This window comes from Ruegeria sp. AI3, assembly GCF_056541245.1.
This window is the reverse complement of record NZ_JBQFYA010000019.1, coordinates 20408-38230: the sequence shown is the minus strand read 5'-3', so window position 1 is coordinate 38230 and position 17823 is coordinate 20408. Positions and strand designations below refer to the sequence as shown.

Annotated in this window: 7 protein-coding genes; all 7 read right to left on the bottom strand. The window is 57.1% G+C overall.

What is annotated here, in order from left to right; all coding sequences use genetic code 11:
• Positions 1-61 precede the first annotated feature (61 nt).
• Positions 62-940 (bottom strand): 2OG-Fe(II) oxygenase, encoded by an 879-nt coding sequence (locus tag ACRZ95_RS21355; RefSeq protein WP_480555543.1) that lies wholly within the window; start codon positions 938-940, stop codon positions 62-64.
• A 161-nt stretch (positions 941-1101) separates the two neighbouring features.
• Positions 1102-3195 (bottom strand): autotransporter domain-containing protein, encoded by a 2094-nt coding sequence (locus ACRZ95_RS21350; protein WP_170681500.1) that lies wholly within the window; start codon positions 3193-3195, stop codon positions 1102-1104.
• A gap of 95 nt (positions 3196-3290) precedes the next feature.
• Positions 3291-4226 carry a hypothetical protein gene (locus ACRZ95_RS21345; RefSeq protein WP_170681502.1) on the bottom strand — a complete coding sequence of 312 codons (936 nt, stop codon included), beginning with the start codon at positions 4224-4226 and terminating at the stop codon, positions 3291-3293.
• 66 nt (positions 4227-4292) lie between these two features.
• Positions 4293-8912, bottom strand: coding sequence for a MupA/Atu3671 family FMN-dependent luciferase-like monooxygenase (locus tag ACRZ95_RS21340; RefSeq protein WP_170681504.1), 4620 nt, complete (start codon positions 8910-8912; stop codon positions 4293-4295).
• 2 nt (positions 8913-8914) lie between these two features.
• Positions 8915-9925 (bottom strand): glycosyltransferase family 2 protein, encoded by a 1011-nt coding sequence (locus tag ACRZ95_RS21335; protein ID WP_170681506.1) that lies wholly within the window; start codon positions 9923-9925, stop codon positions 8915-8917.
• 2 nt (positions 9926-9927) lie between these two features.
• Positions 9928-16365 carry a type I polyketide synthase gene (locus tag ACRZ95_RS21330; RefSeq protein WP_170681508.1) on the bottom strand — a complete coding sequence of 2146 codons (6438 nt, stop codon included), beginning with the start codon at positions 16363-16365 and terminating at the stop codon, positions 9928-9930.
• Positions 16366-16728: 363 nt separating this feature from the next.
• Complete coding sequence (locus tag ACRZ95_RS21325; RefSeq protein ID WP_170644103.1) at positions 16729-17421, bottom strand: sugar transferase; 693 nt, start codon at positions 17419-17421, stop codon at positions 16729-16731.
• Positions 17422-17823: the final 402 nt, after the last annotated feature.

Genomic DNA, 17823 nt, shown 5'->3' with positions numbered 1-17823 from the left:
GTTCTCAAGACATCTTTTTTGTGTTCACGTATCAATAATACGGAAATAATACATCTTAACCCTAGGTGATATGTAGCTTGCGCATCACTTTCTCCGCAAACGGATGCAAAACAGGAGGGGTGTATTTTCGCATCTTATGCAACCGGTTTTCTCGATGCTCAGTTTTGTCAGATGAACCAGGGCGCACACGAAAAAGTGTGGAATGTGCGACATGGCTGTCGGACCAAGTAGCCGTATAATAATAAAGCGCAATTGATAGGCGGGGGATGCCTTCTGGATGATTAATTGGCTCTGGGTTTCCATGCATACTTGTCGAACTGGTCGAGAAGCAGCACATGCGATTCATAACTGGAGGGTAAGTTGCAATCTGTTCCTGCATATCATCCGTCCAGATCTCGAATGCGCCTCCGTATTCCGGTTTCCAATCCGGGTTGAGGTAAATCAGGACATTCAACCGACGCTCAAGATGCATTGGCTTGTGATAATTGAAATCTGCGTGAATACCCAAATAACCGCCGTTATTGGTTCTGTGAATTCCGGCGCCCAAAAAATAAGGATCCGGGACAAGCCCTTTGATGCCCGTCATTTCTTCAAGGAACTTGAGAAACGACTTAGAGTTTAGAGCATTAAACACAGCACGTGAATATAGAGGAAGAATATCTGGATTGTAGGACGTCTTCAGATGCTCTTGTGGACTGAGATGCTCCGGGGCTTTCTCACCTTGCGATAACGCCTCCTGCCTTACTTTTTCGACAACAGATTCAGGCAGAAAGTTATCAATGCCTATATAATGATACGGTTGCCCTGATTGATATTCGGTTGCAAATTTCTTTCCTATATCCGCCGCCTGCTTCGCATCAAGATAAAGAGTATCGCAATCAAGCGGGTAAACCGAAAAATCCTTGTCGTCCCCTGCCAGCGTTTCAGAATAATCTGTCACCATAAAACCTCAATCAACAATGCAATATACCCTGGAAAATAAAGTGCACGGCAGCCATGTTCAGTGTCAACAAAGAAAGCTGCTGGCAACGCCGCGCATTTTTCGAACTTTCCAACAGTGATGAGCGCCTTTCCTGATCAGAAAACACATGGAAATTCGCCCTAGAAACGGAACTCCAAACCCGCATAGGCTGAAACCTGATATGAGCCCGTGCTCTCGATGATCCCCTCAGCGCCTGCTTCGATATTCATGCCATTTGCCATCAAGTACTCTCCGGACAGACTTAGATAGCCACCCAAAACACTATCGTCACCGCCTGGATTGAAGCTGATATCTTGGCCCAACAAAGCGCCCTCAATGGTATCCCCGCCAAAATTGGTTCGGGCCTCCAAACCTGCGCGCAGACGATAGCTTAAGAAAGAGCCGTCTGCGGAAACAGACTCGAATGGAGCCGCAATCTGCAAGCGCATCACGCCTATGTGCACGTTCCGGCTGTCTACCGTTTGATTGGCCGTAGCGCCGCTTTCCGTATATCCATCCAGAAAGAGGCCCGCGTAGCGCAGCGCAAGGCTCCCCTCCAGACGGTGCCCGGCAATCTCAACCGGTTTTGTCACCGTCAATGCGGGCGACACAAACCAACCATCAAAATCCGCAGTCGCCGTTTCCACGCCACCCGTAGCGAGATTGTTGAGAACCTGTCGCTCCTGGTCAAACGATGAATAGCCAGCGGTGAGCGCCAAATCGAACGTCAGCCCCGCTCCCTGTGTGGTGGCATACGTACCAACAAAAAAACTCTGACTATCCACGCTTTGGCTATCTGTGTCCGTCTTTACCCTACCTTTGGAGCCGCCAACAAAGAAGCCGGTCTGCACTCCACCAATATCAACAGGGTCTGTGCCCAGCATCAACCCGCCAACCCATTGGGTATTTGGCGTCACAGAGCCATCGGAATCCTGATTGCGATACGAACCAAACGTATCAATCCACACCGCCTGAGCAGAGGCCGGTGATGCACCCGAGACAGATGACAGGCTTCTGGTCGCCGTTTCCTGACGTTGTGATCTTAAACCATAGAACCGACTGTCTAGGACCGACGCAATACCGCCCGTCAGGTCAGCAAGCTGTTCATCCTGCGTGGAGAAAATGGTTGAATCCACAGCTGCGAGGCGATTTCCGGACAAGATGAAGGGGGCACCATTTGTCATGATGCGATTTGGGGTCGCGGAAAATGTGTAATCGAGGGATAACCCGTTTCCAATTTCCAAAGTCTGCGTTCCCCCGCCTTGGAAAGATATGTTGCCTTGAATAATGGACCCCGGCAGCACAGCCAGAGATGCACCAGAGCCAAGAAAGGTGATACTATCCGCACCACTGCGCCCAATGGACCCTGAGTTGATCAACTGAGTATTGTCGCCTGCGCTAGAAAATGATCCGATTGAGCCGGAGTTGCTTACGCGTGCGCCAACAGCAGAACTGCCAACAGATATAAAGCCTGCCGTCCCGGCATTGATAACCTCTGTTTCTGGCCCGACCGTCAGGACTTGCCCTCGAACAACACCAAAATTGCTGAAGCGCGTATTTCGACCTCCGATGGCAATCGCGTCATCAAACATGCCGGTGTTGGACGCGCCAACGGTACCGGTGTTTTCCACAACCGAGTTTTCACCAACTGTTTGTATGAACCCGCCGATGGAATTCGTATTCGTGACCCTCGTTCCCGATCCAAAGGTCAAAACATTCCCGTTGATGGTGCCTGAGTTTGCAAACGTTGCACCCATCTCATTGAGCGTGACATTCTGAACAACCGTCCCGGAATTTGTTACACGAGCATTTGCAGCCCGAGCAAACACCTCATCAACACTGCCGCTATTGGTGATTGCAGAATTCTCACCTCTGGTCTCAATGAAACCCGCAACCGTGCCCGCGTTAGAAATATTGGAACCGTCCCCCGATGTTCTGATATTACCCCCGACACTGCCCACATTGTCGACCCCGGATAAATCATCAAGGGTGTCGATATCTCCATCAACCCTACCCAGATTCTGGACACTCGACCCATTACCCGTTGTTTCCACACGCAGGATTGTTGTTCCGCTTGGAACAACACAAGAGGACGTGTTGCTTAGGCCGCAGACAGACTGTGCAGACGCATCAGATACACTGATAAGAAGGGGAAAAATCGTCCCCGCGATAGCCGCACTTAATATGCGAACCCAGGTGCCATGCAGCATCATTTCACTTGTTACCAACTTCAAAACGTTATCTGATGAATTTACACAATTCACTGCCTGCGGGTCAAACGACCGCTGCGATTGCACGGGGTTAACTATTTAGTTGTTGTGTGATTGCGTCATTGCTGCGAACGAATACCGGTAGGTCTATATTTTGTCACGACATCCCAAACAGTTTCTTGCATGAGTTCCGCCGCTTCAGGGCTGGGACTGTCAAAAAATGTACCATCAGTTTTGGTCAGTTCATATGGCAGGCCAACCGGTGATGTCTGGTACAGAACGGCATAGTGGGTCAGGGCCACAAGATAGGTCCCGTAGTCAGTCAGGTGAATCTCGTCGGAGAACAGATCACTGCGATCATTTATCGGCCCGACACCTCCGAGGCGTTCGACCTCTCGTACGAACTGCGCCATGACCTGACCCGCTGGGATGATATAGACTGGCGCGGGATGGTCTTCATAGGCGAGGGCGGAGCGCAGGATTCCTTTTTCCCAATAGCGCTCCAAATCTTTGTCGAGTCGCTCAAGCCAGCCTTCTGCATCGTCTAGAGGGTGCCAGGTTTCATAGAAATAAATGCGTATGTCCGGATTGGACTGCCGGCCAAGCTGCACCCATTCATGCAGATATTTTGCGCTGTCAAAATATTTGATAGCTGCTTGAATCTCGACCATCTCGGTCAATATCAGAGTATTGTAATCCCCTGAGGATATTGCCTCTTTGGCATCCTTAAATTCAGACGGCATGTTTCTCAGTTCAAATCCATTGATCGGTTCATCCGGCTCCCAGTGGGCTTTCAGCGGCGTTCCCCAGCCCAATTGGCTGCTGTAGTGGTGCTTTTCTCCGGCCAATTGCTGCAACATCACCGGCATGTCAGGGCCGACAAGGCTGTGGCCCAGATGAAAGACATTCTGTGGCTTTGTCGGCGGAGGAGCAGGTGCGTCGTACAAAATATCAAACGCCGCTACATCAATGGGCTTAGTGGCCCCAAATCGCACCAACCCAACCACTGCTGCGATACCAACCAAAAGGAAAGCCGGAATAAAACGTTTAATCATGATGCCAACCTCTTGGCGCCCTTCACCCTCATACTGATATCCAGGCCGTTATCTCTATCAGCCTGTTTATGCCGACCGTCTGCGGGCGCGCATTTCACGGCGGCGGGCCATGGCATCGCTGCGATTGTTCACTTTGTCCTGCGCTGGTTGAGTTGATCCTGCGTCAGCCGGCTTCACTCCGGTTTTCTTCTCGATGGTCTCGGCCAAGCCTGCCAAAGTCGGGAAGCGGAAGATATCCGTGATGCTGAGGCTGGATACGTTGAGCTCTTTGCGGATTTCCCGATGCGCCTGCACGGCCAACAGGGAATGCCCGCCGAGATCGAAGAAATTGTCTCGTCCGCTGATTTCGGCGACCCCCAAAATCTGCGACCAGATCGCTGCGATCTTCTGCGGAACCGAGCCGCCCGAGACGGGTTCGGATACCGGAGGCGCAACGCGGGGCTTCTGCACTGAAGGGACAGGCAAGGCCTTGCGGTCGACTTTGCGGTTCGGTGTCAGCGGGAAGCTCTCCAGCGTCACGAAATGCGTCGGCACCATGTAGTCCGGCAGTTGCGCTGTCAGTGCCTGACGCAGTGCTTTATCATCCACCGGCTGGTCGGTGGTCATGTAGGCGGCCAGCTGCACTAGACCGGGTGTATCCTCGCGTGCGATGACAACCGACTGGCGCACGCCGGCTTGTGCGTCGAGCAGGCTTTCAATCTCACCCAGTTCGATCCGGTAGCCGCGCAGTTTGATCTGATGATCGGCCCGGCCCAGGAAATCGAGCTTACCATCCGTTTGCCAACGCACCAGATCTCCGGTGCGATAGAGCCGTGCACCCGGCATATCTGAGAACGGGTCAGGCACAAACCGCTCGGCGGTCAGGTCTTCGCGTTGCCAGTAACCGCGGGTGACGCCAGCGCCGCCGATATACAGCTCTCCGGCCACGCCGATGGGAACGGGGTTTCTGTGTTCGTCCAGTACGTAGACCTGCGTGTTGGCGATCGGCGTGCCGACATTGATCACGCCTTCGGCAGAAGCGGCGGTTTCGGTCGTTGACCAGATCGTTGTTTCTGTCGGCCCGTACATGTTTTCGATATGCGCAGGCGACAGCTTGTTGATCTGTTTGACCAGCGAGCCGGGCAGGGCCTCGCCACCGATCATCATGTGCTTGATCTTAGACAAAGCAAACCGCGCCTCGTCGCTCATCAGGATCATTTGCGCCATGCTAGGAGTACATTGCAGATGGCTGACATTGTGGCGAATGATCTGGGCGGCAATGGAATAGTCATCCTCGGCCAGCTCTGTATCCTGATTGGACAGGCGCAGAACCTCGGCCAGAGGCTTCAGACCCTCCATCACCTCGTCGACTGAGATGCCGTAGTCGATCAGGCATGCGATTTCATCCACGCCGATGCGTTTTAGCTCTTCAACCCGGTTCAAACAATCCTCGACGGTGCCGAACAGGCCGGAATCCTCGAAATAACGCAGGAAAGCGAAATCGAGGATGCCTTCCAGTTCCTCGTCAGACAGGCTGCCCAAATCCAGCTGGAATGGGTTCGCCACACCTTTGGGTTTCTTGAAGGCTGGGAAGGCCCAGGCATATTGCTTGATCAGCCCGGCGGCCGAGCGCAGGTAGTCCTTCATCGGCTCGCGCGCGACCTCGCGCACCTCTTCCCGGTCCTGACCCACATAGGTGTGCAGCATCAGGGTGACCGTGTGATCATCGGGGTCATGGCCCGCTTCGCGCAACGCAGCATGGTAGATACCGATCTTGTCGGCGACTTCGTCAACGCTCTGGCCCAGAAGGTGGGTCAGCACGTTGGCACCGATGGCCCCGGCCTCGCGCCAAGTGTCTGGATTGCCCGCAGTGGTGACCCAGACGGGCAATTTTTTGGAAACCGGGCGCGGCTGTGTAACCACGCCGTGCATATCCCCGGACTTGGTGGGGAATTCCACTGTCTCGCCAGCCCAGAGCTGTCGCAGAGTGCTGATCGCCTCAAGCATCGCCGGTTTGTTTTCCGGCGGCGTGTTCTCGGGCCGTAGGACAAAATCATCAGGCTGCCAGCCAGAGGCGATGGCAAGCCCCGCGCGCCCGTTGGTCAGGTTGTCGATCACCGCCCATTCTTCGGCAATGCGCGCGGTGTGGTGCAGAGGTGCGACGCAGCTGCCCGCGCGGACACCGATATTCTCGGTCACGGCGGCAACGGCTGCGCCCGTCACGGAAGGGTTGGGGTAGGGGCCACCGAAGGCATGGAAATGACGCTCGGGCGTCCAAACGGCGCAGAAGCCGTTCTGATCTCCGAACTTTGCGCCCTCGAGCAGCAGCTTGTACTTGTCGCGCCCGACACCATCGTCGTTGCCCCAGTAGAACAGGCTGAACTCCATCCCCTTGCCGGTGATGGATTTCCCGGCGGTCGCATCGCCTGCGACCAACGCGCGGTTTTCATCATCGCTGAGGACAATCTTGAACCCGCGCGCCAGCGTCCAGAACAGCTCGAGCACCGAGATGTCGAAAGACAGGCTGGTCACAGCCAGCCAGACCCCGGCCGGATCATGACTGATGCGATCATCCATGCCGGTGAAGAAGTTCGACACGTTGCGATGTTCGACCATGACCCCCTTGGGGCGTCCGGTCGAGCCGGAGGTATAGATCATGTAGGCGAGGTTCTCCGAACGCACGCCGCTGTCGACATTGTCCGTCGCAGCTGTTCCCAGCCGTGGGTCCGTGTCAAGCAGCAAGGCTTGCGCGCCGTGATCAGGCAGGCTTGCGGCTAGCGCGGATTCCGTCAGCACCACCTTCGCCCCGCTATCCTCAAGATACAGCGCCGTCCGGTCCGCAGGGTAAGCCGGATCCATCGGCACATAAGCTCCGCCCGCCTTCAGGATCCCCAGCGCCCCGATCAGCAACAGCGGGGATCGTTTGACATGCAAACCCACCAGCGTATCGGGGCCTACACCCATCTCACGCAAAACATGCGCAACCTGATTGGCCAGAGCGTTCAGTTCGGTATATGAGAAGCCAAGGTTCTCAAAGACCAGCGCCGGGGCATCTGGCGTGCGTACGACCTGCGCCTCGAAAAGCTGATGCACGCAGGAGGTCTGATCGTATGCGGTTTCGGTATCGTTCCAGTCCTGCAGGATCTGAGCACGCTCGGTCTCGGGCAGGATCGGAAGATCCTGAATCGTCTGACTGCGCTGTGCCTCACCGGAGAGTGCCACCAGCAGGTTTTCCAGCCGGGCCGCAAACAGGTGCAGAGCGGCGTCCGAGATATGTCCGCTGTCCACAAACAGCGCGGCCTGATCCCCGGATGCGGCAAGAGTCAGGCTTGTGCCCGGAACCAGACCAAACGAGACGTCATCGGACAAACCGATCGCAGGCGTTTGCAGCGGAGTTGATCCCGGCATGCGCGCGGGTAAATCGCAGGCAAACGGACCCATCTCGCGGGCCTGTGCGATGGTTTGGCTCAGCCCCTCTTGCGCCTCTGCAAAGGCCTGATCAGCCGCAAAGCGGATCGGAACCCAGCTGTTGAGATAGGGTGATGCTGCATCCGATAGCCGCAACGCCAGATCAAGGCCCACGGTATCACCGAGCCGCGCCATGAGGGCCGCCAGAGCCGTTTTGGCGGTGATATCGTCAAGGCCAGTTGGAAGGTGCAGCACTTGCGACCGAGGCGCACCGGACGGAGCCGCTGCATTGATCAGGGGGATCTCGATCGGTTGCAGCGCCTCAAGGCGGATGCGCCATTCGGGTTCAGCGGACAGAGCGCTTGAAACATCGCGGTCGATCTGCGCCACCTGATCTGCGGTCGGTACGGGCAAAGCGCTGCCCCCGTTCAACAGCCCATCGGTCGAGACCGAAGCCCCCAAACCATTGCGCAATCCGCTAATCTCAACCACTCCGTAACCTGTTGCAACGGTCAGGCTGTCGGCTGTGCTTGCCAGAATGGTGCCAGGCGTCGCGTCACTTTGCTGATCGCTGACTTCGACCGAGCCGACCAGCCAGATCTGACCATCACGCTCGATTTTCGGACAGCAAAGCGGGTTCCAGTATTCTCCATGATCCAACGCGCGGGCCAGAGCCGCCAACTCAGTAGCGGGCTTGGAGAAATCCAGCCGCGCCGCTGCCGCTGGACGGTCGTTCTTGGCGAAATAGCTGCGTTGAGACAGATCTTGCGGGGTCGTGGGCTGATCCGCCTCAAGCGCCCGGATGACATTACCAAAGCTTTCGATGGCGGCGCCATAGCATTTGGTGTTCAGGGTCAGGGCGGTCTCACGGTCGCTGATATCGAACAGATTCTGGGCGACAATCCCGCCCTCATCGACACCGCCCGAGATCTTGTGCCAGGTGATCCCGTGTTGTGCCTCACTGTTCAGAATGGCCCAGACCGGCGCGTTCAGACCGGCATAGCGTGGCAGCGGGCCGTCATGAAAATTGACCGCGCCCTTGCTGGCCTTGTCCAAAATCGTCTGCGGCAACAGATCGAGATTGGCGATACTGAGCAGCCAGTCAAACGACACACCCTCAATCCGGTTTGACAAATCCTGACCAGGGGCATGCAGGGGCAGGGAATGCGACTGTGCCCAGGCCTCGACATCCGGGTTGCGGGTCGCCACCCCCTGAATACTGTGCCCCGCCTCCAGCAGCATTTCCCCGCATTGAATGACAAGGGATTCATGGCCGATAAGGAATGTGCTGAAAGGCATCGTTACTCTCCAATAACTGGCTTGGACGTGCTGTCCTGTGTGGCTTTGCGAGAGGGCGCGCGAAAGCAGGCGGACAGGTCATGCCAGGCCAGGGTACGCAAAAAATGGGGTGGAACACCGCTGTCCTTACGGGTGATCAAACACCGCAACCAGTGCAGGAAACCACCGGTCAAATGTACGCAGGTGGCACCGGCCGCATAAAACCGGCCGTGGTTTTTGATGAAATAATGCAGGCGCGAGTCGAACCAATAGGTCGGCACCCGGCTCCAGCTTTTCATACCGGTGGAGACGGACCCGATATGCATGACCTCGCTGGGGCGCAGGTAATCGGTGCGATAACCCGCCAGCGCGGCGCGGCGGCACAGGTCGGTTTCTTCGAAATAGAGGAAGAACTGTTCGTCAAAGAGGCCGATCTCATCCAGAACGCTTTGACGCATCATCAGGCTTGCCCCGGCCAGCCAATCGACAGGGCGGGTCTCAGTGGGGATGGGAATGGGTACGATCCGGTTCTTGAACAGCCGAGTAACGGGGCCAAAGTTAATACCGCTTTCAAATTCACTTGCGATTGAAGGGAAGCGGAAACTGGTCAAATGCGGATCACCGTCTTCGCCGTGGATATAACTTCCCACAAAACCCGCCTCTGGCGTGGCTTCCAGATGCCCCATCAACAGGTGTATGGCATCCGGTGCTGGAAAGGCATCTGAATTCAGGATGTAGATGTAGTCGGGTTGCGTACCATCGGACAGGCCCGTTCGGATGCCCACATTATTACCTGCACCAAAACCGCCGTTATACCCCGATTGGACGACCCGAACGCGATTGTCCTGATCCCAGCCCTGATCTGCAACATACGCCGAAATTGCCTCGAAAGACCCGTCCCGTGAATCATTGTCGACAACGATGATCTCGCCCGCGATGCCCTCCATTGACTGCCGTGCGGATCTGACGGATCGCAGGGTCATGTCCGGCGTTTTGTAATTCAGAATAACCGTCAGGAGTTTGGGATCAGCCATGGTCATTCCGCCGCCTGCCGGAGGGTTGGACGCGGGATCTGACGCTCGGCATTTTCCAGACAGGTCTTCATCTGCGCTGCCAGCACCCGGACATTGGGCTCAAGCACCATCGAGTCATGATCTCCGGGCACCTCGAACACTTCGATATTGGGGACCCAGGGCGTCCAATCGTTGTCGTGGGTCAGGTAATAACGCTCGTGATGCACCAATTTGCCCGGCCCCAGTTCCCATTTCCCGACCAAAGGCGGGCGGAACAGGGTCAGGGGGCCATCCCATGAATGCAAGGGATAGCTGTTGACGCTTTCCAAGAACGCAGCCTCGATCTCGGTGTCATGGAATTGCTGGCCGGTCTCGGCTGTTTCTTCCTTGGGTTGGCGTTTCTGGATTTCCCATGCGATCCGGTTTTTGGCCCATTTAATGGGGTAGCTTGCGCCTTTGTTCCGCATCTCCTGCAACTGAATCTTCAACCGATCCGCTTTGCTAAGCGGGTGCCGTACCGGTAGAGGCGTATCCAGCATGACCAGCGCTGCGATCTCTTCGCCCGCTTCAGTCAACTGGCGCGCAATCTCATAAGCCGTGATACCGCCACCCGAGAAACCGCCCAGCATGTACGGCCCCGAGGGCTGCACCTGCCGCATCTCGGCGATGTAATCCTTGGCGGCTTCGCGCAGATCGCGGTGCGGTTCCTCATCACCATACAGACCGCGCGCCTGCAGGCCGTAGAATGGCCGGTCGGTGCCCACCAAATGCGCCAGATGGCGCAGGTTCAGCACGTTGCCAAACATGCCTGCCACTAGGAAGAACGGAGTCTTTGGTCCGCCCTCGCCGGAATGCATTGGCACCAGATGGGTGAAGCGACGTTCCGGTGTCGCCGGGGCCGCTGCTGGTGCGTCCCCTTCGTCGCCATCTTTCGGCACGCCGCGGGCAGCGATCAGTTCGGCGCATTTGCGGATGGTCGGGGCCTCGAACAGGACCGAGATCGGGAAGTCCACATTATAGGCCTTCCGGATTTGCGCGAACAGGCGCACCGCGATCAGGGAATGCCCACCCAGATCGAAGAAACTGTCCTCGACACCGATCTCATCAACACCCAGTAATTCCTGCCAGAACCCGGCGAGGCGGCGTTCGATGTCATTTTCCGGGGCGACGTAATCAGAGTCCAACTCGGGACGTTGGAATTTCTGATCCGAGCTTTCGGTGGACGCACCGCTATCTGCGGCCTGCGCGATCAAGCCGTCCAGATCCAGTGAGGACAGGATGATCTGCGATTGCCCGCTGGCCAGTGCCTTGAAGAACAGATCGGCCCCTTCTGTCGCCGGAATACCCTGAGACAGGTTGTGGCGCAGCCGCTCCTCGGCCGGGGACAGGGGCGCCGGGGCGTCGACCTCAGAGGTGATCGCCGGGGCGCTTTCGGTGAAGGCAAAATCCACCGCATCTTCCATCCGGCGGATCGAGAAGCCCTCGACCTCGATACAGATCGTGCCGTCCGGGGCGGCGATGGTGACATCGAAACTGGCAGCCTCGCCTTCGGCCCGGTTGTCGCCCGCGTTGCGGACCCAACTGACGATCTGCGCGGGCAGTGGTGCATAAACGCGGACCGAGCGGTAGGAGACCGGCACCCACAGGTGTGCGGCCTGATATCCCGCGATCAATTCCATCGCCCAGCCCGTAGCCAGATCCATCAGGGCAGGGTGCAGGTGGTAGCCTGCCTCGATATCCGTTTGCAGGGCGTCCGGCAGCGCTAAATGAGCCAGACCTTCATCCTGCCCCAGTGCAGTTGAGGTCAGCACCCGCCAGCGCGGGCCGAAATTCAGATGCGCCTCCTGCGGGGATCGCAGGCGCCCTGCACCTTCGGCCTGATGGGTCGAACCGCAACGGGCGGTGATGGCCTCCACATCCAGCGGTGCGGGCGCGATTAGCGGCAGCAGAGACAGGCTGGCTTGGGCGTTAAGTTCGAACGCATCATCCGATCCACTCTCAACCGTTAGGTCATAGCCCACATCGCTGCGTGGCAGGCGCAGACGGACCTGCTGATCTTCGCTATCGGACACCGCAAGGGGGCGGAGGAAATACAGATCGCGAATTTCAAACGGACCGGTTTCGCCTTGCATACGCAGTGCCTCAGACGCCAGCTCCAGATAACCGGTGCCGGGGATCAGAGCATGCCCGGCCTTGGTCCGGTGATCGTTCAGGAACCAGCGGTCATGGGCGTTGTAAGTCGCACTCAAAAGGCGGTTGCCCGCGTCATCAAAGCTTGCCTGATCCAGCATCGGAACGTCCGCCGAGGTTACGGGCGCGGGCTCTGCGGTGCCTGTCCGAGCCTCCATCGCATCCGCGGCCATGCCCACATCGGCCCATATACCCCAGTTGACCGACACAACCTGCGTTTTGTCGCCCGAACGCGCGCGCGCATAGGCGTTCAGGTAGTCATTGGCGGCCACATAGTCGACCTGACCTACAGGTGCCGTTGCGGTTGAGCTGGATGAGAACAGAACCAGCCAATCCAACGATCCGTCCGGGAAGATCTGGTCGATGACCTGCGTGCCATGGATCTTGGGTGTAAAGACATCCTCGATTTCCATCATGGTCTTAGTCATGATAGGCGCGTCGTCGATCAGGCCAGCCGCATGGATCACGCCGTTGATCTGGCCGAATGCCTGTGTGGCACTTTCGACGCAGCGGCGCATCTCTTCAACGTTGCTGACGTCGACCGGCATCGGCAGTACTTTGCCGCCTGCGGCTTCTAGCTTTTTGATGGCCCGGATCCGGCGGGCCGTTTTGTCCTGCGGGGCCGAGTTGTTCAGCACGGTTTCCCACTGGTCCCGTGGTGGTAGGTCTCCACGCGCAAGCAGGACGATGTTGGCATTCACCTTGGCAATCAGCGCTTCGGCCAGTGTCAGGCCAATGCCGCCAAAACCGCCGGTGATCAGATAGGTGCCGCCATCGCGCAGGGGCAGATCGTCCAGAGACGGTTCCGTCAGAGCCTGCGGGCGATAGCCCTGTTCAAATCGCTTGCCCGCGCGGATCGCCGCCGTGAACGAGGCGGGCGGAGCCAGCAGGTCTTCCATCACTTGATCCGTCAGCCCCTCGGGCAGGGCAGGCGCGCGGCGTTTGCTCGCGCTTTGCGGCAGGTCGATATCCAGCAGCGCACAAGTCAGGCCAGGGAATTCGCGCGGGATCACGCGGGTCGGGCCGGTCACGGTTGCTTTTTCCGGGTAGGGCAGGGCCTCACCCCTCACCTGCAATGCGCCCGAGCTAAAGACATGGAGGTGCAGAGGCATCGGCAGATCTTCGTCCCCAATGGCCTGCGCCAGGAAGAACAAGCTGTAAAAGCCCTGTTCCAGATTGCGATGGAAGAAACTACCGCCGGGGCGGAAGGTCTCGGCCTGTGTCAGCAGCCAGCCATGCACAATTCGGGTTGGGAGGTGTTCCTGCGCGACGAGATCACGGATCAGCGCGTCATAACTTTCGCGCCCGCGTTCGGGGGCCAGTTGATAGTGATCGTCACTGATGCGGGCAAAGGCATCGCCGGGCGTGACCGTGACAACCTTGTGACCGGCTTGCCGCAGGCGTTCGGTCAGGTTGGTACACAGCCCAGCCTCATCCGCAAAGATCAGCCAGCTTTCCTGTGCCGCATCCGACAGATCGCCGGTGACATCGACATCGCAGGCTGCGTATTTCGGTGTCCAGGCCACGCGATAGCCCCAATCGGCGGGGTCTTCGGTGCGCATCAGCCATTGGCTGGCTGTCTCGGTCTGTGTCGTGCCGGGTTCGATGAAATAGGGCGAGCGCTGGAAGGCATAGGTGGGCAGAGGCACGCGGTTGCGCCGCGCCTCGCCCCAGATCTGTTCCCAGTCGAACGCGCCGCCCAAAGCCCAGATCCGGCCCAGCATGGCCATGAAATAAGCATCGTCAGCCACATCATCATTTGGATGACGCAGGCTGCTGATCACCTGATTGGCGTCGACCTTGTCATGCTGTCCGGTCAGAGAGGCCAGCGCCTTGCCTGGGCCGACCTCAATGAAGATACGCTCTGGGTTCTCGGATAGCGTGGTGATGCAATCGGCGAAATGAACGGTGTTGCGCAGATGGCCGACCCAGTATTCGGGATCGGTCGCCTCAGCCTCGGTGATCCAGTCACCGCTGCGGTTCGAGGGGAACGGGATCTGCGGTGCCTTCAATTCGATCGAGCGCAGATAGTCGCCGAATTCCTGCAGGATCGGCTCCAGCATCCGCGAATGCGCGGCGATATCGATCGGGATGCGTTGGCAGTCGACACCCTGATTGCGCAGACGTTCCTCCAGATCGTCCAGCGCCGCCTGTGGTCCGGTTGCGACGCTCAGGCTGGGGGCGTTCACGGCACCCAGATCGAGGTCATCGCCCAGAAGCGGCCGCAGATCATCGGCGGGCAGGGGGACACTCAGCATGCCGCCGGCGGGCACCGTATCAAACAGTCGCCCGCGCAGATGCACCAGACCGATGCAATCCTCAAACGACATAACACCGGCCACGCAAGCGGCGGTGTTTTCGCCCATCGAATGGCCGACCAGAGCGGTGGGCTGAACACCCCATTCCATCCAAAGCTGCGCCAGCGCATATTCGGTGATCATGATCAGCGGCAGTTGTACCGAGGGCGTTTTCAACCGCTCATCCGCAGCCTCTTCCTCGCCCGGTTCGGGCAGCCAGATCGCGCGGATATCATAGTCCAGCTTGGCCTGCAGGATATCCAGACCCCGATCCATCCAATCGGCAAAGACTGGCTCGGTCTCATAGAGGTCGCGCGCCATACCGGCGTACTGAGCGCCTCCGCCGGGGAACATAAAGACATGCTCAGGCGCGTCCGAGATCACCGTATGGGTGAAAACCCGACGCGGATCGTTTTCCTCAAAGATCGCGGCGGCTTCTTCATGGGTTTCGGCGACGATGACGCGCCGCTTTTCAAACCCACGTCTTCCGTTTTTCAGCGTCCAGGCGATATCGGCCAAATCTTGTTCAGGATTGGCCCGAAGATACGCTGTCAGTGCTGCGCTGTTGGCATCCAGCGCTTTCTTGCCCCGCGCCGAGACCGTGAGGATCTGAAACGGCCAATCTGACGGCTCGGATGCGGCTCGCTCAGGCGCTTCCTCCAGAATGGCATGCGCATTCGTGCCGCCGACACCCAGAGAATTCACCCCGGCGCGGCGCGGGCCCTTATGCGAGACCCAATCGGTCAGAGTGTCATTCACCCGGAACGGGCTGTTCTCGAAATCGATCGCCGGGTTGGGTTTCTCGTAGCCCAAGCTGGGCGGGATCTGCTTGTGATGCAGGGCCAGCGAGGTCTTGATCAGGCTCGCCACCCCGGCGGCGGTATCCAGATGGCCGATATTGGTTTTGACCGAGCCCAGCCGGCAGAAGCCCGTTTCCTGTGTGGTTTCCGAAAACGCCTGTGTCAGCGCGGCCACTTCGATCGGATCCCCCAGATAGGTGCCGGTGCCGTGGCATTCGATGTAGTCCACCGTGTCGGCCCGAACATCGGCCATCACATGGGCCTCGGAAATCGCGGCGGCCTGACCATCCACAGATGGCGCCAAGTACCCGGCTTTGGCCGCGCCATCATTGTTGATCGCCGTGCCGCGGATCACGCCCCAGATATGGTCGCCATCCTCGATCGCATCAGACAGACGCCGCAAAATGACAGCGCCAGCGCCCGAGCCAAAAACAGTGCCTTGCGCGCGATGATCGAAGGCATGGCAATGGCCATCGGGTGAGAGAACCTCACCCTCTTTATAAACATAACCTCTGTTATGAGGGAGTTCGATCGTAACCCCCCCAGCAATCGCCATATCGCACTCACCAGTCAACAAAGCCTGCGTTGCATAGTGAGTTGCGACCAGCGAGGTCGAACATGCTGTCTGTACATTCACGCTCGGCCCCTTGAGGTCGAGGATATGGCTCAGCCGGGTCGACAGGAAATCCTTGTCATTGCCGGTATGGCGCAACAAGAACATGCCCACATCGTCGACCAGATCCCGGTTCGAGCAAACATTAAAATAGAAATAGCTGCCCATGCCGCAGCCTGCGAACACGCCGATAGGTCCGGGAAAATTCTCAGGCGGATGGCCAGCGTTTTCCAGTGCTTCCCAAGCGACCTCCAGAAACTGGCGGTGTTGCGGGTCCATGATGGCGGCTTCTTTTGGGGAAAGACCGAAAAACTCGGCGTCAAATTCCTCGAACCGATCCAGCGGCGCGGCAAACGGCACATAGTCGGGCCGCTCAAGCAAATGCGGAGTCTCACCATTCGCAATGAGCTGTTCCCTGCTGAGCTGGTGGATAGATTCCACCCCCTCGCGCAGGTTAGACCAATATGCCGCAATCGAAGACGCACCGGGCAAATGCGCGGCCATGCCAACGATTGCGATGTCGCCGTCCCTGGCAGAAATACTCACAGTAGAACCATCCATAAATAAACCGGTTTGAGTGTAGGCGGCATAGTTGAGATTGCCAAACGAATCCGTAAGAAAACCTGGCCCGTCAGCCATTCAAATTTGTATGGATACCCTGTTGACCGGGTTGGGTTTTCAATCAGTCTACCGGCTTGTCGCATAACATGAAGCCACGACATGAAATCTATCACCGGCGCCTTATGTGTTTCCGGTTTGCGCACAATTCAGCACCATCTCTGCCATTGAGCAGTTTTTGCGCTTAACTCATCACGGCGGGGAAATAGGATTTGAGCAGCCTCTTGTGATTGCCCTGCAACAAGAAAGGATTCATCGCCCTTATCTGATCAGCCCGTCACTCAAAGACAGAGGGTCGGGTATGAATCAGTACCCGGTTGCCCGTACAACAACGCCCACTGTGGCATAGAGAATGCCAACATCAGTTTTGAACGTCAGATCTTCCGCATAAGAGGTGTCAAAATCCGCGCGGCTTGCAAATGTGCTGGCGTTGCGTTCGGACACTTGCCATGAGCCGGTCAACCCGGGCCGTAGCGAGAAATATGCTTTACCGGGATAGAGTTTCTGCTGCTCGGGCATCATCGGACGAGGTCCAACCAAGCTCATTTCACCGACAATCACATTCCACAGCTGTGGCAACTCATCCAGTGATGTCTTGCGGAGAATCTTGCCAAATGGTGTAATCCGAGGATCATCCTTGAGCTTTTGCGTCTGCTCCCATTCAAGCCGCGCCAAGGTATTGTGGGCAAGATAATCATCCAGAAGCGATTGTGCGTTGGGCACCATCGTGCGCAGCTTCCACATTGTGAAAACGCGACCGTCCCGGCCAATACGCTGTTGTCCATAAAACGGGCTACTACCATCCCGGGCGACCAGAACTGCAAGCAGGGCTACAACGGGCAGAACAATCGGCAATGCTAGCAGAACAAAAGCTACATCCAGAAACCGTTTAAAAATCTTGCGATATAGCTGTGTGGAGTGAGCCGTTGAGCTCCGCGCACGAATGGTTGTACTACAAGGCCGAACCTCAGCGGAAATATTCGTATCCTGAATAGACATTTTTTACCTTTAAACCCAAAGCCTTAAATACGGCTTCACCACTAACCCACACATTGCGGGGCACAAAATGACCCAGCGCCTTTGATACATCGAAACACTTCAGATGGACAACTATGGCGCCTTTTTACTTAATATTGAGATTATACGTATATGAACTCCATCACAACGAAGCAATTGCGCCAGGATGGCAAATTCTAGCCTTACTCTGGCTACAATTTTGCAAAGTGCCTAAAATTGTTTACCTCACCACACGGCCTGTCAATCTGGGGTTGAATGCACGGAGCCCCTACTCTTTTCGCGTTTTTCTCATCTTTAGAGAAAATAACAAATGGCAAACGTGGATGGATATGTTCTCTAGGACCCAACCCCTTGATTCGCGCGTCTCCATCTGCTTCCGAGACG

Excerpts from the sequence above, each read along its gene's own strand:
- ACRZ95_RS21335 (WP_170681506.1), bottom strand. The coding sequence starts at position 9,925 with ATGGCTGATCCCAAACTCCTGACGGTTATTCTGAATTACAAAACGCCG.
- ACRZ95_RS21345 (WP_170681502.1), bottom strand. The coding sequence starts at position 4,226 with ATGATTAAACGTTTTATTCCGGCTTTCCTTTTGGTTGGTATCGCAGCA.
- ACRZ95_RS21325 (WP_170644103.1), bottom strand. The coding sequence starts at position 17,421 with ATGTCTATTCAGGATACGAATATTTCCGCTGAGGTTCGGCCTTGTAGT.
- ACRZ95_RS21340 (WP_170681504.1), bottom strand. The coding sequence starts at position 8,912 with ATGCCTTTCAGCACATTCCTTATCGGCCATGAATCCCTTGTCATTCAA.
- ACRZ95_RS21330 (WP_170681508.1), bottom strand. The coding sequence starts at position 16,365 with ATGGATGGTTCTACTGTGAGTATTTCTGCCAGGGACGGCGACATCGCA.